The sequence below is a fragment of the Clostridium formicaceticum genome (assembly GCF_001854185.1).
GTDB classification, from domain to species: domain Bacteria; phylum Bacillota; class Clostridia; order Peptostreptococcales; family Natronincolaceae; genus Andreesenella; species Andreesenella formicacetica.
Map to the genome: position 1 here is coordinate 3,321,232 of NZ_CP017603.1, position 23,074 is coordinate 3,344,305.

The 23,074-nt window shown below is 34.7% G+C and carries 15 protein-coding genes and 1 pseudogene; 4 read left to right on the forward strand and 12 right to left on the reverse strand.

All coding sequences use genetic code 11. From position 1 onward, the window contains the following. Positions 1-8 precede the first annotated feature (8 nt). On the forward strand, positions 9-1,295 hold the full coding sequence (locus BJL90_RS15345; RefSeq protein ID WP_070969891.1) for an FAD-dependent oxidoreductase: 1,287 nt from the start codon (positions 9-11) through the stop codon (positions 1,293-1,295). 90 nt (positions 1,296-1,385) lie between these two features. Here BJL90_RS15345 and BJL90_RS15350 read toward each other — a convergent pair whose 3' ends face one another. Then, positions 1,386-2,015: a TetR/AcrR family transcriptional regulator gene (locus tag BJL90_RS15350; protein WP_070969894.1), complete on the reverse strand. Its 630-nt coding sequence runs from the start codon at positions 2,013-2,015 to the stop codon at positions 1,386-1,388. Positions 2,016-2,180: 165 nt separating this feature from the next. Between BJL90_RS15350 and BJL90_RS15355 the strand changes: the two genes are divergently transcribed. Next, a complete protein-coding gene (locus BJL90_RS15355; RefSeq protein WP_070969897.1) occupies positions 2,181-3,344 on the forward strand; it encodes an efflux RND transporter periplasmic adaptor subunit in 1,164 nt (387 codons plus the stop codon). Continuing rightward, on the forward strand, positions 3,341-6,430 hold the full coding sequence (locus BJL90_RS15360; RefSeq protein ID WP_070969900.1) for an efflux RND transporter permease subunit: 3,090 nt from the start codon (positions 3,341-3,343) through the stop codon (positions 6,428-6,430). The genes BJL90_RS15355 and BJL90_RS15360 overlap by 4 nt, the downstream gene beginning before the upstream one ends. 36 nt (positions 6,431-6,466) lie before the next feature. Here BJL90_RS15360 and uvsE read toward each other — a convergent pair whose 3' ends face one another. The 4 genes and pseudogenes from uvsE to BJL90_RS15380 all read right to left on the reverse strand — a co-directional run. Beyond that, the gene (gene uvsE / locus BJL90_RS15365) at positions 6,467-7,441 is read right to left on the reverse strand and encodes a UV DNA damage repair endonuclease UvsE (RefSeq protein WP_070969903.1); all 975 of its coding nucleotides are present in this window, start codon (positions 7,439-7,441) and stop codon (positions 6,467-6,469) included. A gap of 1,004 nt (positions 7,442-8,445) precedes the next feature. Next, a complete protein-coding gene (locus BJL90_RS15370) occupies positions 8,446-10,596 on the reverse strand; it encodes a sensor histidine kinase (RefSeq protein ID WP_236904932.1) in 2,151 nt (716 codons plus the stop codon). Continuing rightward, a complete protein-coding gene (locus tag BJL90_RS15375; RefSeq protein WP_070969906.1) occupies positions 10,574-11,260 on the reverse strand; it encodes a response regulator transcription factor in 687 nt (228 codons plus the stop codon). The genes BJL90_RS15370 and BJL90_RS15375 overlap by 23 nt, the downstream gene beginning before the upstream one ends. 194 nt (positions 11,261-11,454) lie before the next feature. Beyond that, positions 11,455-11,586, reverse strand: a pseudogene (locus BJL90_RS15380) (sigma 54-interacting transcriptional regulator); the annotation flags it as partial. Positions 11,587-11,772: 186 nt separating this feature from the next. On the opposite strand from BJL90_RS15380, the gene BJL90_RS15385 reads away from it, so the two are divergent. Then, positions 11,773-12,273 carry a hypothetical protein gene (locus BJL90_RS15385; RefSeq protein WP_070969912.1) on the forward strand — a complete coding sequence of 167 codons (501 nt, stop codon included), beginning with the start codon at positions 11,773-11,775 and terminating at the stop codon, positions 12,271-12,273. 17 nt (positions 12,274-12,290) lie between these two features. Here BJL90_RS15385 and BJL90_RS15390 read toward each other — a convergent pair whose 3' ends face one another. From BJL90_RS15390 to BJL90_RS15420, 7 genes are all read right to left on the reverse strand, one after another. Beyond that, entirely contained in the window at positions 12,291-13,745 is a 1,455-nt protein-coding gene (locus BJL90_RS15390) for an MATE family efflux transporter (protein WP_081562037.1), read from the reverse strand. Positions 13,746-13,967: 222 nt separating this feature from the next. Then, positions 13,968-16,154 (reverse strand): DNA gyrase/topoisomerase IV subunit A, encoded by a 2,187-nt coding sequence (locus BJL90_RS15395; protein WP_070969915.1) that lies wholly within the window; start codon positions 16,152-16,154, stop codon positions 13,968-13,970. A gap of 44 nt (positions 16,155-16,198) precedes the next feature. Further along, entirely contained in the window at positions 16,199-18,178 is a 1,980-nt protein-coding gene (locus tag BJL90_RS15400) for a toprim domain-containing protein (protein WP_070969918.1), read from the reverse strand. Positions 18,179-18,437: 259 nt separating this feature from the next. After that, on the reverse strand, positions 18,438-19,385 hold the full coding sequence (locus BJL90_RS15405; RefSeq protein ID WP_070969921.1) for a 2-keto-3-deoxygluconate permease: 948 nt from the start codon (positions 19,383-19,385) through the stop codon (positions 18,438-18,440). Between the two features lie 109 nt (positions 19,386-19,494). Further along, positions 19,495-20,652, reverse strand: a complete 1,158-nt coding sequence (locus tag BJL90_RS15410; RefSeq protein WP_070969925.1) for a UxaA family hydrolase — start codon at positions 20,650-20,652, stop codon at positions 19,495-19,497. A 23-nt stretch (positions 20,653-20,675) separates the two neighbouring features. Continuing rightward, positions 20,676-20,972: a UxaA family hydrolase gene (locus BJL90_RS15415; protein ID WP_070969928.1), complete on the reverse strand. Its 297-nt coding sequence runs from the start codon at positions 20,970-20,972 to the stop codon at positions 20,676-20,678. 177 nt (positions 20,973-21,149) lie between these two features. Further along, the gene (locus tag BJL90_RS15420; protein WP_070969931.1) at positions 21,150-23,054 is read right to left on the reverse strand and encodes a sigma 54-interacting transcriptional regulator; all 1,905 of its coding nucleotides are present in this window, start codon (positions 23,052-23,054) and stop codon (positions 21,150-21,152) included. Between the last annotated feature and the right edge of the window lie 20 nt (positions 23,055-23,074).

Here is a 23,074-nt window from a genome sequence, read left to right on the forward strand (position 1 = left end):
GATTTCTTATGACAAAACCTAAGGTAATTATTATCGGTGGCGGTTGGGCAGGCTGTGCAGCAGCTATTAGCGCTAAAAAAGCGGGAGCTGATGTAGTGATCTATGAACGGACAGATATGCTATTAGGCCTAGGTAACGTTGGCGGTATTATGAGAAACAATGGTAGGTATACTGCTGCTGAAGAAAATATCTTATTAGGGGGCAGCGAATTGTTTGCCTTATGTGATGAATGTTCAAGGCATAAGAACATTAATTTTCCTGGACATCAGCACGCAAACCTATATGATGTAACCATCATTGAACCCAAGGTAAGACGGTTATTACAGGCGAAGGGTATTGAGTTATATTTTCAGCATAGGGCAGTGGATGTTATAAAAGAAGGGAATACAATTAAAGGGATTCAACTACAGGACCAGCATGTTGTTTATGGGGATGTGTTTATTGAAACGACAGGTTCAACAGGACCTATGGGAAACTGTCTAAAGTACGGTAATGGATGTGCCATGTGTATATTAAGATGCCCTTCTTTTGGGCCAAGAGTTAGCTTGAGTCATAAGGCGGGGGTAGAGGATATATTAGGACAGAGGGCAAATGGTTCTTTTGGTGCCTTTAGCGGTTCTTGTAAACTCAATAAGGACTCTTTATCTAAGGAAATTGTAGATGAATTAAACAACAAAGGCGTTTTTATTCTTGCAGTGCCTAAAGAAGATATCAATATGGATAAGCTAAATATGAAGGTATGTCAACAATATGCATTAAAAGAATATGCTGAAAATTTAATACTACTAGACACAGGTCACGCAAAACTCATGGCACCATTCTATCCTTTAGAAAAATTGCGGAAATTGAAGGGTTTTGAAAACGCTAGATTTGAAGATCCTTATGCTGGCGGTATCGGTAACTCCATTAGATATTTATCGATAGCTCCTCGAAACAATGGTATGAAGGTAAAGGGGATAGAAAACTTGTTGTGTGCAGGGGAGAAGGGGGGACTCTTTGTAGGGCATACAGAAGCCATTGTAACAGGTAGTTTAGCGGGACATAATAGCATTAGAGTTTTATTGGGGATGCCGCTGTTGGAGTTACCTAGAAATTTAGCTTGTGGAGATTTGATTGCTTATGCCAACGAAGAAATTTTAAAAGAAGAAGGGTTGAAGAGAAGATATACTTTTGCAGGAGCAGATTATTTTAAACGAATGAAAGAATTAGACTTATATACGATAGATAAAGTCTCTTTAGAGAATAAAATAGAGAGAATGAATTTATTAAATATTTATAATGAAAAATTAGTATAAGTTTAGAGAGATATTTTTGAGTTGAAAGAATAATTTTCAACAAGGTGATTCTTGAGAGACTTCTTTCAACTCATTTTTACTTATAACAGGTTAAGTTTTAGGGATCTTTAAGGAATCTGGAGTAAATACATAGTTATTTCCATTAATCATTAAGTCTACATATTTAATCATTTCTTCCTCTGGAACAGACATCTTGTTTTCAAGCCACCATTTTGCTAAAGAAAGCAATGCACCAGCGTGAAACTCTGCAATGATGCGTATAGGAACATAATAAACAACGCCTTTTTTTTCATTTTCTTCTAGCTTTCGTTTTATTTCTTCAGCAAGTAATTTGTGGAGGGTTGTCATAAGAGAGCCACTCCCACCTGTAACTAAAACCAGTAAAGATCGTTTTTTATTAGCTGCAAGATACTCCAAAGCATGTTTGATTACAGACATATAGTATTGTTTAGGATACTCAAAATTTCCACCCATGAGGCTGGCTTGATCAAAGTTTTTAATAAGGGTTGCTATGCCTACTTCTAACAAATGATATTTATCGTTAAAATGTTTATAGAAGGTGGTACGGTGTACCATGGCTTTAGCACAAATATCTGTGACATTGATTTCTTCAAAAGATTTTTCTTCAAGCAAGCTAGTAAGTGCATTTAATAATAGTTTATAAGTTCTTCGTACTCTTAAATCCTCTTTTTTTCCTTTTTCTAGTGGTTTTTCAAACATAAACTTTCTCCTTTTAAAAATAGTATATAATTTTGTAAATATGTAGAATAAATGTACATATTTAGAATTTTGTTTCTTGATAATCATCTCCTTTAAGTATAAATTATTAATAAACACATGTAAAGTTAATCTACATGTGTTGAATATTAAAGGGGAGGTATAGATGTGAAGAAAGTGACATCAATTTTACTCATTTGCTTTCTATTACTAATAGGTTGTACTAGTAAGCAAGAAGAAGTGGTAGAAAGGGAAGGGGTTAAACAGGTTTACACAAAAACCATAAGCGGTTCAGGGTATACCAACAAATTAACTTTAAGCGGCAACATTGTTCCAACAGAAGTCGTTAAACCATCATTTAAGATTCCTGGCGTAGTTTCTAATATTCTAGTAAACGAGGGGGATGTTGTAAGAAAAGGACAGGTTATTGCCCAAATGGATCAAAGTGATTATGCTATCAAGGTTAGAGCAGCACAAGCAGAATTAGAGGCAGCTAGATTACAGATTGAAACGGAAATTCCAACAAAAATAAATCAAACGAAGGCACAATATGAACTTACAAGGCTTACTTATGATAGAGTGAAGGCCTTGCATGAAGAAGGAGCAGCTCCCCAATCTCAACTGGATGAAATTTCTGCTAAGTTGATACTAGATGAAAATACATATAACCAGGCGATGGATGCAAAGGTCATTGCGGAAACAAAACTTCAAATGGCAGAGGCAGCACTTGATTTAGCGAATGCTAATATAAGTGATACTACGATCTACAGCCCTATAGATGGTGTAATTTTAAACAAAATCATGGCATCTGGCGAAACAACAAGTGCTGGATATCCTGTTGTAGTCATTGGCCAGATCAATAAGGTTTGGGCTGAAATTGGTGTACCTGATGAATATATCAATACCTTAAAGGTTGGTCAAAAAGCAAGCGTGTACATTTATGGTATCGATCAATCTGTAGAGGGAAGAATTGATGAAATTACTTTTTTAGCAGACGCGAAAACAAGGACATTTCCTGTAAAAATTCTAATGAATAATCCTGACAGAATCCTAAAGCCAGGAATGATTACGAAGGTAGACATTCAGTTAAGTAATGGAGAAAAAACACTTATTCCTTTATCCAGTGTTATGCATTTATCTGCTGGTTCAGCAGTTTATGTTTATTCAGATGAGACCCAAACAGTTAGCTTAAGAATGATTGAAACTGGCGAAATTATAAAAGATAAAATTGAAGTTCTTGAAGGATTAACATCTGATGAAAAAATTGTTATTGAAGGGCAATTTCTTCTTCGTGATGGCGAGCAGGTTATGGCAGAGGAGATGGTAGAATGATAAAGTGGAGTGTAGAACATAAAAGCATTATCCTGCTATTTGTAATCCTAATACTAGTAACTGGCGGATTTTTATATGGTGTTATGGAGAGACAAGAAAATCCTACGGTTGCAGGTCCGGTAGGTGTAATCAAGACCATCTATCCAGGTGCTACTCCTGAAGATATAGAAAAGCTTATTGTGAAACCAATTGAGGATGAAATCAGTAAAATCTCTGATATAAAAACAATAGAAAGCTTTGCTATGGATAGTATCGGTATTGTTAAAGTGACCTTGAAGGATCTAAGTGATGAAAAGATTGATAAAGCTTGGGATGAGGTAAAGGAAGGGCTAGATACAGTAAAATCATCTTTGCCATCAAATGCCTATGAGCCAACGATAGAAACTGATCTTGCAAGTTCCTATGGTATCATTTTAGGTCTTACTTCTCAAGATTATACCTATCAAGATTTAAGCAATGTTGCGAATAAACTGAAAGAGGAATTGAGCAAAGATTCTGGTGTAAAGGCTGTTGATATTGATGGTGAGATTGATGATGAAGTACATATTTATCTTGATATGGTGAAGTTAGAACAATATGGGGTTTCTCCAACAGAGATTGCTACTGTCATAAAGGCTAGAAACATCAATATTCCTGGTGGAAATCTTGTGATTAATCAGGTAAAGGTACCGGTTCAGGTATCAGGGGAATATAAAGATATTGAAGAAATCAAAGATACCATTATAGCCGTTTCAACAGAAACAGGTACACCAATTTACCTAAAAAATGTTGCGGATGTAGTGATAATACAAGAAAAAAAAGAAGTGTTTGCTTCTGTCAATAATGAAAAGGCCTTGTTGATAGGTATCAAATACATGGAGGAAGAGAATATCGTTGCTATAGGAGAGCGGTTAGATACGATTATTAACGAGTTTAGAAAAAAGCAGCTTTATGAAAACATGGAGCTTATTAGACTAACAGATCAGGCAGCGTTTACAAAGGATGCAATAAATCTATTTGAATATAATCTTATTGCCGCTATTTTGTTGGTAGTAATTGTAGTATTGATAACAATGGGAGTTAGAAGTGCGATTGTGGTATCTTTGCCTATACCAGTTGTAATTGTAATGGTATTTATCTTTATGTATTTATCGCATACCCCATTGCACCAGGTTTCAATCGCCTCCCTCATTATATCCCTTAGTTTATTAGTAGCCAATGGCATTGTTGCTAATGATAACATCAATGTTTATCTAGAGAGAGGATATGATAGGGTGACTGCTTGTACTAAGGGTGTTGAAGAGGTGAAAATCCCCATATTAACCTCTACGCTTACGACGGTAGCTTCCTTTCTGCCTTTGGCTATGATGCAGGGTGTGGCTGGAAAATTTGTAAAAAGCTTACCTATTTTGGTTTCTATTGCTTTGATGGGTTCTTATATAACCGCATTAACGGTTATTCCGGCAACGGGGTACAAATTTTTAAAAGTAAAAGAAAAAGATGCTGAAGAAAAGAAAATAAAAACAAAAATAAGAAAAGTCTTGAAAGTCGATGGCATGTCAAGAGGTATCGTTAACTTTTATGGGAAGCTTCTCAAGGCAGCATTAAACATACCATTGATTGTTATATTGATTTTTATTGGGATTTTTATTGTTAGTTTATTCATTGTACCATCTCTAGGTGTTCAGTTATTTCCACCTGTAGAAAGAGATCAATATGTTATTGATGTAGCAGTACAAGACGGCAGTGATGCAGAAAAAACTGAAAAAGTAGCTACTATGATAGGAGAATTGCTGCAACAGGAAGCATCTATTAGAAACTTCACTTACAAAGTAGGTGACGGTATGCTGAAATACTATATCACATTTACCCCGAATGATCGTGCCTCTAACAAAGCACAATTCCTTGTAAATGGGGACCGCAGCGAGGCTGGAAGAATCGAAAAAGAATTAGGTGCGAAAATTCCAGGGGTTTCGATCAATATAAGGGAGCTGGAAACAGCGGTACCTGTAGCCTATCCAGTTCAGGTACGGGTATCGGGCCCTGAGATAGCAGAACTTAGAAGGATAGCAGAGGAAATAAAAGAAATCATCTATGATGTACCCGGTGTAAAAAACTTGGAAAACAACTATGGTTATGATTCCTATAAGCTTAATATAAAGGTAAATGAAGAAAAGGCAAATTTAGTAGGTATTACAAATTATGATATTGCCAGTACTGTAAGGATGGCTGTAAACGGACTGGAGGTTTCAGAGCTTAAAGAAGAGGATATAGAAAAGGATGCCCTTCCTATTATTCTTAAGATTCCTGATGAAAAGAAAAGGGATAGAGATATTTTAGATGATATCTTTGTTACTTCTCAAATTACAGGCAAGAATGTTCCTATTCATCAAATTGCTGAGATAGAGACAAATTCTTCCTTAAATAAAATTGTAAGAAGAAATACAACAAGAACCATTACTATAGGTATGTTTGTGGAAAAAGGCTACAATTCCAATGAAATTTTATCATCCTTCCAGGTGCTTTTGGAGGATTATGTATTGCCAGATGGGTATACCATGGCATTTGGTGGAGAAAGTGAAGAGCGTAATGATGCTTTTGACTCTATGAAGATTCCTAGTGTTCTTGCCGTTGCAATTATTTATCTTATTTTGGTGATACAATTTGGTAGTTTAAGAATGCCTTTAATTATTATGGGAACTATACCTTTATCCTTTATAGGCATTATATGGGGTTTGAAGTGGATGAACTATCCTATAGGCTTTATGGCTCTTTTGGGGGCAGTAAGCTTAATGGGGGTTGTTGTTAATAATGGGATTGTGCTACTAGATTATATTAGAATTTTGGTAAAAGAAAAGGATGATATAAAAGAAGCGATTGTTGAAGCATGTAAAACTAGATTACGTCCTATCATGATAGGAATGATTACTACGGTCATTTCGCTGATTCCTTTAGCAAAATCTGGTGGAGCATTATGGGCACCTATGGCCACGTCAATTATTTTTGGTATGCTGATTTCTTCTATCTTAACATTGTTTATTATCCCTTGTGCCTACTTCGTTATTAGGGGGAAGCATGTTTGGATTCCTAAACCGATAAAAGGGTAGGGGAGAGAAAAGATTAACAGGGTAGGGGAGACCCTGTTAATCTACTTCTATAGCTGCTTCATCTAAAACTTTTATATTGCTTAGGGCATCATGTTCTCTAAGTTCTTTCACTAATTTTAAAAGGGCGAGGTCCTTTTTTTTGGCTTCAATCATGATATCAAAGTCTTGACCATGTTGTTTAGCATTATGAATAAAGTCCATTAAAAAGGGGAGGTCTAAATAATCTGCATGGGCCCTAATGTTCTTTTCATTTTTGGGGCTGGAGGCATGAATTTTAGGAGGAACAATTTCGTTTTTCCAGGTATCGAATATAGAAGGAAGTAATTCTGCAATATTTTCGCCACCATGATTACACCAGTGATGATGGATATCCAGCACCATAGGGATGGATAACTGCTGGCATATTTTTAAAACTTCTTTAGCCGTAAAGGATTTATCATCATTTTCTAAGATAATACGGTCTCTATATCTCCTATCAATATGATTGAAGTTATTTATGAATCTTTCCATAGATTCTTTTTTATTGCCATAAGTACCACCAACATGAAGCACTAACTTTGCGTGCTTTTCTGTTAGACCCATAACTTCAAATATTTTTGTATGATATTCTAAGTCCTCTAAAGAGGCAGATAATACCTTTTCATTAGGTGTATTGATTAATGTAAAGTGATCGGGATGTGCACTTACGCGTAAATTATTCTTTAATACAAATTCACCTATACTTTTATAAAGGTCTTTAAACGCAGAGATATAATCCCACTTCAATACATCGGGATGGGTAACGAGAGGCACAAGTTTAGAAGTAAATCGATAAAGCATAATATTGTGGGCTTTATTATAAATTAAAATTCTTTTTGTCGTTTCTAAGTTCTGTTTTGTAAGAGATTTAAGCTTATATAATTTTGTTTCATCATCAGGTAATTGAGAGAAGCTTTTGTAGGTTATGGTTTTATTTGGAGACCCTTCATGTATATTTAAAGCTATGGCAACATAGCCAAATCTAATTTTCAAATTATATCACCTCAAATTATAATATACCCAAATCTTTGAAAAAACTGTAATATAAAATAATTTTAAATGAGAATACATCAAAGTATTGAAAACACAAACATATCACATGACAATAATTATCAACAAATAAAATTCTAAATATTCACCCTATTGAGAGTTGCGACAAAAAGAAAGTGTGAATAAATATACATTAACATTCGTTGTATTATTATACATTTTCCAAAGTCGAATACTGTAACAACCAGAGGAAATGCACTTAAAAATACTGTCGAATATAGTAAAAAGTAATTCATCAGATTTTGACAAGTTCCAATAAAATGTTGTCGAAAATAAAGTGGAAAATGAGTAAAGTAATTGTCGAAGGATTGAAGGATTATAGAAAGAACTTTTTATAGTTCAGAGGAATTTTAAACCTTAATCAGAATAATGAATTGAAGCGGCTTAATTAATTAAATGAGTGGTTAAAGTATGATAGCTAAAAAGAAACAATTTAAAAGATCATTTGATTAGTTGGTTACTATAATAAGTTTTACAGAGTTTGTTATATAATAAAAAATAATTTTAAATTTGTTTTATAAAGCAAAATAGAATTTTAAGAAATACCGATAAAAACACCAGGATAAGACTCTATAGGAAGAGCTATCCAATTATTCTTTAAATGTATATTTAGGGAATAGTTGGATAGAATTTAAATTTATTGCGCTAATACAGCTATTATCTGTTAACTATTCTTATTGCAAACCGAGTAAGTTTTTTGAAATTTCGTGACACAAAATTTATTGCATTGCATCTTAAACTTAAATATTCGATAGTAATTTATAATACCGCGGCATCTCCAACCATACTTTTTTTACCCATTTCACCTTCACAAGTATTTAAATTACCGTCCTGCTATTAGCTTCAAAAGCTATAAAAAGCATCAATACATTACAACATTACACATGTGCAATATATTGATGCTTTCTTTTATTTATTAAATCAACCTTTATAAAGTTCCTTATTTATCATTTATCTAAAATTTCGAGTAGTTCTGCCTTAGGAAATGTAACTGTTAGCTTAAATAAATCTCCGTCTATATTGATGCTCAAATCTCCTTTTTGAATTTCTACAAAACTTTTAGCTATAGAAAGTCCTAATCCTGAACCTTCAGTACTCCGAGATGCATCTCCCCTTACAAATCTCTCTGTAATTTCTTTAGCATCAAAATTCATTTCATAGGCAGAAATATTTTTAAATATGAAACTTACTTCCGCTTGATTTTCTATAACATCTACATATACTCTTGAATTTTCCATTGCGTATTTGAAAATATTGCTCATAACATTTTCAAATACTCTATAGGTTCTTTTGCCATCCAATTCACAAATCACTTTATGCTCTGGAAGGTTTGTTTTGATTTGTAGGGAACTATTTTTTATTTTTTCCTCCAGTTCTCCTAGTGTTTGCCTAAAAAGTGCGATTATATCTATTTTTTCAAAATGAAGTTCGATATTACCACTGGTTGCCTTGCTGGCTTCAAATAAATCTTCTATTAATACTTTTAACCTTTTAGATTTTTTATCTAATATACCTATATACTCATCGCGGGTCTCTATATTAAGATCCTTCTTCTTTAGTAAATCAATATAGGTAATAATGGATGTAAGAGGGGTTTTAAGATCATGGGATACATTTGAAATAAGTTCTGCCTTCATTCTCTGGCTTTTTATTTCTTTATCTACAGCTAATTGAAATCCTTGTTTAATATTATTTAAGTTCTTAGCTATAGGGCTTAGCATGCCTATATCTTCCTCAAGACTGATATCAAACCCCCCTTCAGCTAACTGACTACTGGCGGCATGTATATCCTTCATAGTATCCATAAGGCCCAAGAAGTATTTAAATAAGAAAATACTATAGGCTATAGCCAATATAAATGCAAAACCTCCACCTAAAGCAATCAACCATAAAATAAATAGATTGGTAACCAGGATAATAAAAATCTTTTTATGAGGATCCTTTGTTATATCTATCGTCATCACTTTCTTAAAGGTTTTTTTCAGATTTTTCATCATGTGAAAGCTTAGTTTTCCTATAATGCTATTTTTAATGAAACCCTCTTTGAACCCTGTATAATAGACATATTTTATATAAACAATCGTTAAATAAATAAACAGATACAAGATGAAGGTTACGGGAATGCCGATGAGATAAAAATATCCGTTTGCATCATAGATTGCCTCCACTATATTAAATCCTTGAGGATTATAGATAGTACTATACCTGCCGGTGACGCCAATACCTACGACACTAGGCAAGGCAAATGCTAGCCATAAGGCCATCTTGAATTCTAAAAATAAGCTATTAAAAACGCTGCAGATGACTGTTTGTTTTTGAATAGCATAGGGAATACTAAAGGTCAGAATAACTAAAAGAAGTATACTTGCTGCTCCTATTGCCAAAATCAATAAGATATGGTTAGGATGAAGAGTAAATTCCTTCATGCTATAAGTGAATAAATCATGATATGTTACGAAATCTTTTGGAATAATATAGGCAGCTTCTAAATTAGCATAGGTTATTCTATCTTCATCAGTAAAAATAAATCCGTTTATAAAAGCATCTTTATCAAATCTTTCTCCCAAAGAGCTTTCTATTTCTTCTAGGTGACCATTTTCGTCAAATTTGACCTGCAGATAGAATAGACTATCCTTTATCTCTTGCTGTAATGCATTATACTCAGCATCCGACGTATTACTTATGTTGATACTGTTATTATCATTCGTCATAGAATATCTAACACTTTCAACATTCTCGTATCGAGGATCATGCCAAGTAGTATTTTCAACCTTTGGTTGATATAGATACCTTGTTAACCTACCTAAGGTATATGCAAAATTATTACTTTCAATATAGGCTTTGGCATCATTTTCTGAGGGGATAAAATTAGCTTTCATTGGTGCATAACTGCCTACTGAAATAGCTGTAAAGATAAATAGGAATAATATGGTTAAGAGTGTATAAGGAATAAATTTATTTTTTTGTCTATGTTTTTTCATAGCATTGCTATCGCTATCTGCATCTTGCCTTTGCTCCTCTGGGTTTTCGTCACTATGGTTTTGTAGTACTTCTTTTTCTTTTTGGTCATCTGTATTATTGTTCAAATTTATATCCAATGCCCCACACCACCTTTAAATATTTTGGTTCCTTTGGATTGATCTCAATTTTTTCGCGGATTCTTCTTATATGAACCGTCACTGTATCTGGATTATATGCCGGCTCTTTCCATACTTTTTCATAGATTTCCTCTATAGAAAACACTTTATTAGGATGGCTCATCAGCAGGTGAAGAATCTTGTACTCTAAGGGTGTAATTTTTACTACTTCTCCATCCACCAGTACTTCTTTACTGTCATCCCTTAGCTCAACGCCACCTATTTTTATGGTGTTTTCTCTTGTATCTTTATTATTGGAATAGCTGGTATACCTTCTAAGATTAGAGTTTACCCTTGCCAATAGTTCCATAGGATTAAAGGGCTTGGTGACATAGTCGTCTGCTCCTACATTAAGCCCCCATATTTTATCTACATCCTCTGATTTTGCAGAAAGTATAATGATAGGAACTGTGCTTTTTTCCCTTATTTTAATGGTAGCGCTTGTACCATCTAGTTTAGGCATCATAATATCGATTAATACTAAATGGATCTCTTCCCTTCCGAAGATTGCTAGGGCTTCTTCACCATCATAAGCCTTAAAAACACGGTAGTTTTGATTTTTTAAATAAATTTCTATAGCATCTGTTATTTCTTTTTCATCGTCGACGACAAGTATATTATGCATAAACCCTACTCCTCCTTGCTTCCTTCGAGATATCTCTTATACCTATAATAGCATATACTTTTTAAGATTCTACTATCATAATTCTTACGAATTTCTTAAGAAAAATAAAAAAACTTCATACACATCAAACCACATCAAACAAAAGCCATTCTAGATTTCTTAGAATGGCTTAGTATATTTTGTTTAAGCTAAGGAATTACGTTAATTCTATAGAAAAGATCCTGACGAAATTCTCCCTCTAGAACCTTTCTTTCTAAATCTTGGTTGGTAGCTGCAATCACTCTTACATCGATAGGAATCAGTTCTTTTGCTCCTATCTTTTCTATCATTTGTAAATGTTTTGAATATTGGAAGCAATCCTCATTAATCCCATAAGCAACCATCCTCTAAATTTTATAAATTATTTTTCTTTACGCTTATTGTAGCAAAAAAACAAATTTTTTGCTAAATCTCTTATGAAACGACTAAATTCATGCCATAATACATTGTAAATATATTTTGGAGTGATAGTATTGAATATAGAAACCTTCATAAAACTTTTAGATACTTACAATTTACCTTGGTTAATCTTAGCCATCATAACTTGGCTGACAATTTACTTTTCTTGCTCGTTGCAGCAGTTCTTCCATGCACTACCTGTTGGCTTTTGGACGATGGTGATCGGTGGTATGTTAGAAAGTTTTTTCATTGAGCATAAATTTTGGGTTGACCGTTTTATTATGATTCATATTGGTGAATTGGACTTATTTGTATTAATCGGTCCTTTTTTTGCTGTAGGATTAGTATTAATAAGGTTTTTACCTAAAGGACGTTGGAAAAAACACCTTATAGTTTTAACATTTGCAGCATTATCCACAGCAATAGAACTAATTGCAATAAAGTTAAAGTTTTTAGAATACCATCCTGAAAAATGGGGCGTACTGTATTCTTTCGTGGCTTATTCTTTAGCCTTAATGAGTGCTTTGGGTTTTTATTATGTTTACTATAGCAAAGACACTTACAAATATCCTTAAGACTTTGAAAAACTGTTTTAGTTGCTGCTCTTTAAGTGTTCACTTCTCATCCATTGGTAGATTAAAAAAGTTGTTACCAGTGCTGTTGCAGCTTCAGAAAATACAGGGGTAATCCATATTCCCGCTGTCCCCCATAGTAAAGGAAAAACTGCTAAACCTATTAAGATAAATACAAGACCTCGTAAAATTGCTATCACCAAAGAATGAATAGCTTTTTCCATGGCAGTAAAAAAGACAGATCCTACTATCCCTACAGGCATAAAGAGCATAGACCAGCTGATGGTATCTGCTACGCTAACAGTCAGGTCTAATGCATCAGGATGTTCAGGAATAAAAAGAGTTACCAATGTTTGTGTTTGCCACTGAAGAAGAATAAAAAAGATAATACCGATGATAAAAGAAGAAGCTAATAATCGGCTCAGGGTACCTTGAACGCGGTAAAAAAGACCTGCCCCATGGTTGTAGCTTAAAATTGGTTGGGTGCCATTACTCATTCCTATCAAAATCATCATCCCAAACATAAGTAGATATTGGACTAGAGCAAAAGCCGCTACCCCTAAAGCCCCTAAATGACTGAGTATGATTCGATTAAATAAAAAGGTTGTTAATCCTGCGGCAATATTATTAAATAGTTCTGAGGAACCATTGGTTACAATCGTACCTATAGCTGAAAATCCTCCTCCAGGAGCCCCCAAGCTTAAACCAGTATGGCCACCAAAAGTTTTAAAAAGAAAATATATCAAAAAGACCGTTGCACCAATGCTTTGAGAAAGCCCTGTTGCTAAAGCTGCACCCCTAATACCTAAGTCAAGGGGGAAAAGAAAAATATAATCCAATACAATATTTAGTATTGCCATAGCTGCCATAACCATGGTAGCCATATTAGGCCGACCATCATTTCGTACAGATTGTTCAAGGATAAATAGCAGTATCATGGGTGTAAAAAAAGGATATAAAGCCTTTAAATACTGTCCTGCATAATTTCCTAGTTCTCCAGAAGTTCCTATGAAGTATAGTATTTTGGGAAAAGCCAAAACAACCACAGCACTTCCACAAACCCCTAGTATCGTACCAAGAGTGACAATCAGGCCTAAAATACGTCGCGCCTTATCTGTTTTTCCTGCCCCTAAGAGAACAGCAATTCGAGCATTTCCACCTATTCCTATCATAACAGCTAGACCAATAAATACGGCTAGAATAGGGAAAAGTACATTGATAGATGCCAGTGCTTCAGGTCCTAAACGTCTGCCTACTAAAATTCCGTCTACTACTTGATAAAGTGCCATGAATAACATAGAGGCTACAGCAGGAAGAGCATTTTTCGTGATAAGACTGCCTAATGGATGTGTAAGAAAAGCTTCTCTGGTGGAATTGGTATTGGAAGTTTTCTCATTTTCCTTTTCTAGATTTGTAGTTTTTTCAACTACTTGTTTTTTCTTATTGTTATTTTTAGTGTTCAATCTTTTTTTCATGTTTTATGTACTCCGCTTGAATATTTAAGTAAATTTCTATTTATTTAAAACTTTCTTCTAATTGGAATAGATTCCTTCTTTGTTCACTATAATTTGCTGAATGATACCATAGTATTCAGTTCTTTCCCACCAAAATTTGCAGCCCACGGTTTTGGGGCGAAACCGTAGACCGTGTATATTAAAATTTAACTTTAGAAGCGCGAATCTATAAGTGAAATGAAACTATATAAAACTTAAGTTTTTTTCTTCTTTCTCTAAATGATCTTCTTTTCTGAGAAAGGTACCGATGGCAGGTATATTGCCGCGATAATAGTCGATATCTTCAAAGGCAGTATTTTCTAAGGCCTTAACTTTTGATAAGGTACTGCTATTTTTAGACTTTAGTACTTGAACCCCAACGGAGTTTCTGGTGGTTTTTACACTGATTTGATTGGTATGAAAAACCAAAACTTTCTTGATACTGCTTACGGCGACTAACTCTTTATCTTCTTTAATATATTCAATATGTACCAACTCAGCTTCATTAGCGTAAGCATTTGCCAATTGTTTTCTATTGGTTTTGGTTTGATAGCTTTCCAGCGAAATTTTAGCTGCCTTGCCATTTTTATAAAAAAACAGCATATGTCCTTTGTAGTCTTCGGTGGCTGTCATATAGATGATTTTTTCATCATCAGCTAAACTCAGTAGATTTTTTAAATAATCACCTAGGCTGCTGGTCTTTTTATCCTCTAGTTCATAGCATCTTATTTTATAAACTACGTGTTTGTTGGAGAACATTAGTAGATCTGATTTATTGCTGCCATCAATTTCTTGAATAATAAAATCATCATCTTTTAATTTATGGCCATTACTACTGCTTCTTAAGGAGGCTAAAGATATCTTTTTAAGATAGTTTTCACTGGTTAAAAACAACTTTATATTATAGTCCTCAATTAAAAGCTCCTCTTTAACTACTTCTATATACTTTTCTTCAATGATTTCTGTTTTTCTAGGTTTTCCATATTTTTTTGCTATCTCTTCTAGTTCTTTGATAATGACTTTGTTGATTTTGCCTTCATTTTTTAAGGTGATATCAAGACTTTTAATTTCCTTTTCTAAGTTTTTAATATCTTTGGTTTTATTTAGAATGTACTCTTGGTTGAAGTTTCTTAACTTGATATCTGCAATAAATTCAGCTTGGATCTTGTCTACTTCAAAGCCCTTCATTAAATTTGGTATAACTTCCTTATCTTTTTTTGTGTCCTTAACGATTTTTACTGCCCGATCTATATCTAAGAGAATTTTCTCCAGGCCATTTAGCAGATGTAGCCTTTGTTGCTTTTGATGAATATCAAAGGTTAGTTGTCTTTTTATACAATCCACTCTAAAGATTGTCCATTCCTTCAGGATTTGTTTTACGCCTAAAAGCATAGGATTACCATGAATCAAGATATTAAAGTTACAGCTAAATGTATCTTGTAATGTTGTCATTTTGTACAATCGGTTCATCAAATGATCGGCATCGGTATTTCTTTTTAGGTCTAGGGTGATTTTTAAACCTTCTTTATCAGTTTCATCTCTTATATCATTGATTTCTTTAATTCTTCCTGATTTAACCAGCTCAATAATTTTTTCTATAATCGCCTCTATGGTGGTGGTGTAAGGGATTTCGTAGATTTCTATACAGTTATTTTGCTTATCATACCGATATCTTCCCCTCAAATGAAAACTACCCTTGCCGGTATCATAGATGGCCTTAAGCTCTGATTCGTTAAAGATAAACTGTCCTCCTGATGAGAAATCAGGGGCTTTTAAATATTGGGTAATATCTACTTCTTCATTCTTTAGGAATGCAATCGTTGCTTCACATACTTCTTGCAAATTAAAACTGCATATGGCACTTGCCATACCTACAGCAATTCCTAAGTTAGGATTTACAAGAATATTTGGAAAGGTAGTAGGTAGTAACTTAGGTTCTTCTATTGTATTGTCATAGTTGGGTACAAAGTCTACCGTATCCTTATGAATATCCTTAAAAAATTCTTCACAAACTTCTTCTAGTTTAGCTTCGGTATATCGTGGTGCTGCATACGCCATTTCTCTAGAATAGTTTTTCCCAAAGTTACCTTTGCTATCAATAAGAGGATGTAATAGCGCTTCGTTTCCTCTCGTTAGACGTACCATGGTTTCGTAGATGGCGCCATCTCCATGGGGATTGAGCTTCATGGTTTGTCCAACGATGTTTGCTGATTTTGTTTTAGATCCCTTGAGCAGCCCCATTTTAAACATGGTGTAGAGCAGTTTGCGATGAGATGGTTTTAATCCATCAATTTCAGGCAATGCTCTTGAGACAATAACACTCATGGAATAAGGCATATAGTTTTTCTCTAAGGTTTCTATTACATTTAAGTGGCTTAATTTAGACTGCATGCATCTTCTCTCCTACATTTATATTCTTTACTGATTAACTTTTTTTAAATTACATCACATTGATCAATATACTTAGAACCATATTTTGAAATAAACTCTTTTCTTCCCAGCAGATTATCTCCCAGGAACAATTCGAAGGCTTCTTTGGTGGCCTGTGCTTCTGTCGGGGTAACCTGAATCAATCTTCTTGTTTCCGGATTCATGGTAGTTTGCCACATCATCTCAGGTTCATTTTCTCCTAACCCCTTTGATCTTTGAATTTTATAATTACTTTTTAGCTTTTTTAAGAGGGTATTTTTTTCTCCCTCTGAATAGACAAAAAATGGATTTCCTTTGCTATCGGTAATTTCATACAAGGGTGATTCTGCTATATAGACATAACCCTTTTCGATCAAGGTAGGGGTAAGAACATATAGCATGGTGAGAATTAAAGTCCTAATTTGAAACCCGTCTACATCGGCATCTGTACAAATGATAACTTTACTCCAATTGAGTTTTTCAATATCAAAAAAGCTCAAGTCACTGTGTTTGTTTTTAATCTCCACACCGCAGCCTAATACCTTGAGGAGGTCAACGATAATGTCATTTTTAAATATCTTGTCATAATCGGATTTTAAGCAGTTTAAGATTTTCCCTCGCACAGGAATAATCGCTTGAAATTCTGCGTCTCTACCCATTTTTGTTGAACCTAATGCAGAATCTCCTTCTACGATAAACAATTCTCTTTTAGCGATATCTTTGCTTCTGCAATCCACAAACTTTTTAACTTTATTAGAGAAATTATCCACACCTTTACTTAATTTTTTTCTAACATCTATCCTGGTCAGCTCTGCCTTTTCTCTACTTCGTTTATTAATTAATATCTGATCAATGATTTTCTCTAAATCCATTTGATTTTCTATAAAATAAATTTCTAGTTTTTCCTTTAAAAAAGTCGTTATAGCTTCTTGAATAAATTTATTGGTGATGGCCTTTTTTGTCTGATTTTCATAACTTGTGATCGTGGAATATGTATTGGTAACTAAGATTAAACTATCTTTAATATCCGTAAAGGTGACTCTTTTTTCATTCTTAGTGTACTTATTCTTATCTTTTATAAAGCTATGGATTTGAGAAGAAAATCCACTGTCTACAGCCTTATCTGGCGCTCCACCATACTCTAAAAAGGAAGAATTATGATAATATTCAAGCATGGTACGCTCATTATTAAAGACAAAGGCTACTTCGATTTTAAGTTTATATTCTTCTTTATCTTCCCTATCTCTTCCTTTTGTTTCAAATTCAAAATATTGAGGTTCAGTAAACCCCTTTTCTTCATTAACCTCTTTTACATAATCGATAATGCCATTTTCATAGTAATAAACAAAAGTTTCCTCTGTTGCTTCATCATAGAGTTTAAACGTAATTCCTTTGTTTACGATAGCCTGTCTTTTAAGAACTTCTTGAAAAAATTTTAGAGGGATGTCGATATCATTAAATACCTCTAGGTCAGGCTTCCATTTGATGGTTGTGCCTGTGTGTTGATAATTATACTTTTCCTTTATTAACGCACCAACAACCTCTCCCTTTTCAAAATGCAGCTGGTATCTATGGCCATCTCGATAGACTTCTACATCCATGTATTCAGAGGCAAACTGGGTGGCTGCAGTACCAAGGCCATTTAGCCCAATACTATATTGGTAGTTGCTTCCAGTGTTATTATTATATTTTCCACCGCCATAAAGGATGGTAAATACAATCTCCCAGTTATACTTTTCCTCTTTCGTATTATACTCTAAAGGGATTCCTCTTCCCTGATCCCTTACCTCTATAGATTTATCCTTATAGCGGAATACTTCTATCAGATCCCCAAAACCTTCTTGGGCTTCATCCCTGGCATTTGCTACAATTTCTACAAGGGTATGGCAGCATCCTTCTATACCATCACTACCAAAGATTACCCCTGGCCTAAGTCGAACCTTATCTTTTTCCTGTAAGGTTGAAAGACTATCATTATCATAATTATGTTGTTTTTTTGTAGTCATCTTACACCCTCTTTTCTTTTGTAAATACCATCTATCATCATACCATAAATCTCAGTAATTTATCGAATGATCTTATATAAAAAACAGTATATCAAAATCAATTTAATCGAACAAGTGTTTCGGAGGTATTCTAGGAATTTCTCTAAGGGTTTCTCTAAGCTTATCAAGTAAGCAAAAAACAACCATCTTATATTATAACGATAAGATGGTTGTATCTTTAATTAAATATTAATAATCCTTAACATAGAAAGTTACTTTGTTATACTACCTTGCAGTCACTTTGATTTTTCATTCTTCTTACTACAAAAGTGGTTAAAACAGGAACAAGTAAAGCGGTAATAATAGTGGAGGCTGCAACTTGAGCAGTGGCAATTTCAGCAACTGCTTGCAAATTGGGATCTGCCAATGCTACCGCCAAAGGTGTTGCTACAGCATTACCAGCAGTACTAGCTGCTGCTGCTCCAGCAACACCAGAACCGCCGGCAAGTCTATCGGATAAGATGCATGCAATCCCAGTAATTCCGACAGTCATTAGACCTAAAATAACACCAGGAATACCAGCCTCAATCAACATACTAAAGTTGATTCCAGTACCCAATCCAAAGGCGAAAAATGGAATCAACATGTTTCCGCCAGCGCCTAAAAACTCTCTCATTTCTTCATCTAAATTACCTACAATCATACCGATAACAATTGGAAGCACAACTGCTACCAATGTCATAAATGGAATTTGGGCTACGCCAGCAGCTCCTAAAGCTACTAAAGTGAAGAAAGGACCATCATTGATAGAGATAATAGAAATAGCTCCTACATCTGTTTCGTCTCCAAATTCACCGGTTAAAGCTGCATAAAGGCCACCATTGGTATTTGTCATTGCAGATATAATTGCTAATGGAGCAAGACCTAGAAATCCTCTTTCTCCAAAAATAAACTGAACTGCAAGACCAACGATGACTCCGGCAAGGAATTTGCCTAAAGTAATACTAAAACCTTTCTTTAAAGCCTTGGGTGCAGCTTTAAACGTCATTTGTGAACCCATAACAAACAAGAAAACACCAAGAATAGGCATAGCTCCTTTAGAGATAGCAGTTGTGAACCCCCCAATTTCAAGAAGTTCAGGCCAAAGCGTATTGATGATTGCCCCCAGAAGAAGTGGTAATACCATTAAACCTCCTGGAACTTTTTCTATAAACCTCTTTATTTTCATTGGTTAACCCCCTTTAGAATATAATCTGATGATTAAGCATTCGTTTTCACAAGTATGGAATGATTAGGGCTCAAGTATTTGAGCCCTAATACCTAATAAGAAAATCTTATTAGAATGTTGGTGCACTTTTGTAAATAGAAAACTCTTTATGGCCAAGCTGTTCTGCCTTGGTATTTTTACCATTTGCAACTTTAATAATTTCATCAAAAATTTCTTGACCAACCTCACTAATAGTCTTAGTACCTAATATGATTTCACCAGCATTAATATCAATATTTGCTTTCATTTTTTCAAAAGTATTGCTGTTTCCAGTGATTTTAATTACCGGTGCCAAAGGATTTCCGGTTGGTGTGCCTCTTCCAGTAGTAAAAATGATGATTTGTGAACCACCTGCCACCATTCCTGAGATAGATTCAATATCTTGTCCAGGCGTATCCATTACATGTAAACCTTTTTTTACAGGAATATCTGCATAGGCTAGAACATCTTGTACAGGGGCAGAGCCAGCTTTATGCATACAGCCTAAAGACTTTTCTTCAATAGAGGTTAATCCCCCTGCAATATTACCTGGTGTAGGCTGTCCACCACGTATGTCTTCGCCTAGAGCTTTAGCTCGCTCTTCACAATCTTTCACAAGTTTTAATAATTTGTTTGCAACTTCTTCATTTACAGCACGACGAGCTAAAACATGCTCTGCACCAATTAGTTCAGTGGTTTCAGAGAGCATGGAAGTACCGCCATTTTCTATAAGAATATCAGAAGCCACTCCACAGGCTGGATTAGAAGCCAATCCGGAAGTTGTATCAGAACCACCACATTCAATACCCAAAATCAGTTGGCTGACATCGAATTCTTCTTTCATTTGTTGGGAGAGAAGTTGGCCATATTCGCGGGCGATTTCACAGCCTTTAGCAAATGCACCTAAAGTGCCGCCTTCCTCTTGAATAACAACTGTAGAAATAGGTTTACCAGTATCTTTCAGATCTTCTGCTACCTTATGGGGCTCAACACCTTCACATCCTAAACCAACAACGATAACTGCACCAGCATTAGGGTGTTTACCCACATTAACAATCGTCTTATAGGTTAGTTTTGCATCACCAGCAACTTGACAGCAACCAAATTGATTATTCACCACTGTACAGCCTTCTACTTTATTAGCAATCTCTGTTGCTACTTGCGTTGCACAAACACTGGTGGGTAATAACAATACATAATTACGAATACCAACTTTACCATCTGCACGTTTATAACCATAAAATTTCATCATCGACACCTCCTAAAAAATTATTATTCACTAGCTAAGTCGCCACGACCACGGGCACTTTCGACATTGTGAATATGCACATGATCACCAATCTTAATATCTTTTGTAGCTTTACCTATTGACTCGCTATACTTAAAAACATGTTCGCCTATTGCGACCTCCTTGATAGCTAGTTTGTGACCAAAAGGAATATCATCATTAATGATAATATCGAGCTCCTTTTCTCCAATATACATACTTACCTTAGTGCCTTTCTTTAAGTCGACGGTAGCCGTAGCTACACTGTCATTTTCTTTAATGACAACAGCCTGTTTTACCATATTGCAGCATCCTCCTTAAAATATATTAATTAATTATCACAAAAACTTATATTGCAAAACTCATGCCAACTAAAAGAAATCTTTTTATTATTAAATTTACAAAGCCTTCTAGAATATTCAAAAAAAAGAAACCACATAGAAATGTGGTTTTTTTCAACAATATTGCGGCAAAATACATCAACTTAGATATTTTTCAACGGTAGAACGGTCAATTCCCAGACGTCTAGCGGTACGGCTTTTGTTGTAATTTTCTTGCTCTAATACTTTTAAAATAACGCTTCTTTTTATCTCCTGCAGTGTGCCTTCTAACAGATTAATATGATCTTTTGTAGCTTTCTCTGTAAAGTCTTCTTTTAGTTCTTCAATTAAGAACTCAGCGTCATCTAATGTAACATAATCTTTTGTAGAGGATAGAATTAATCTTTCAACGATATTTTTTAATTCTCGTATATTACCTGGCCAATGGTAGTTTGCCAAGAAGCACATAACCTCTAGAGCAAATCTTTCTACTTGACGCCCATAATTCTTATTTATGGTGCGCACAAAATAATTAGCTAGATATTCAACATCTTCCTTTCTTTCTCTCAAGGGGATGGTTTGTAATTTCAAAACATTAAGCCGATAATATAAATCCATACGAAATGCATCCTGTTTGATTTGATCTTTGAGGTCAGCATTAGTAGCGGCTATGATTCTAATATCTACTGGGATCACTTTATCGGAACCTAATCGCATTACCTGCTTTTCTTCAAGCACTCTTAACAATCTTGCCTGAAGACTTTTATCCATTTCGCCTATTTCATCAAGGAAAATCGTCCCATTATGCGCTAATTCAAAAAGTCCAATTTTTCCACCTTTTTTAGCACCAGTAAAAGCCCCCTCTACATAGCCAAATAATTCACTTTCCAATAGTTGAGAAGGCAGAGCAGCGCAATTGACTGCTACAAAAGGACCTTCTTTGCGGGGGCTTAAAGCATGAATACTTTGGGCAAACATTTCTTTTCCTGTACCACTTTCTCCTTCAATAAGTACGGTGGCATGAGTTTTAGCAAAACCCTTAGCAATGTCTATCAATCTCTTCATCTTTTGATTTTTGGTTAAAAAGTCTTGAAAGCTATACCTGGTTATAAGGCCTTTTGTATATAGATTTTGACGGATTTTTTGTTCTGCACCCTGTATAGTAGAAACATCTTGAAAGGTGGCAACAACTCCTTTAATTAAGCTATCGACAACAATGGGTATACGGTTGGTCATAATATAATCATCAGATACTTTTTGTAGTTTTTGAATATCAGCGCTTTTACTCTCCAGTACCTTCATGATTTCAGTATTTGGGATAATTTCTTTTACTGGACAGCCAACAACTTCTTCTCTTTTAACATTAAATATGTCTTCTGCAGCAGGGTTGATAACTGTAATAATACCATTTTCATCGGTAGCCACTACACCATCGTTAACGAAATCTAATACTGCTTTAAATCTTTTTCCCTTTTCTTTTTCCACTTCTCTTACCTGAAGAATATGCAAGGCTTCCTCAATAGCTTGTGTTACTGCTTCTTTCCCGGAGGTAATTAAGTTTACATCGATTTCTAATGATGGCAGCTTGCTTATTACAGTAGTGTCTCCAACAATCACATGAATGTCATACTTTCTAATTAATTCAGCTACCTCCTGTTGAACCAAGGTCCAATCTATTCCTTCTTCGTCATTGGGGATAATCACTTCTTTAATAGGTATATTTAAAATTTCACTTATTGTAAGACAGCCATTTACCACATTTCGGTAACCAACAATTCCGATGGCAGAATGAGTATTTCTATAGGGATACAGGCTTTTTAATATATCATAACCAGTTACTTTGATTTCTACCACTGGTATATGAACATTTTGCTTTATAAATGAGGCAGTGCCGCCTCGACTAATAATAACTTGAGCACCTTGTTTTTCTGCCTCTATTGCAGGCTGAATACCTTCTTCTAAATTACCTTTTTTAAGCATAAAGTTAAATGCTGATTCTTCTTTGACTTGTTGTGCTAATTGAAAAATTTCTTCGTATGGAGCAATAAAACAAATTCGTCCCATGCTAGTTACCTCCTCTCAAC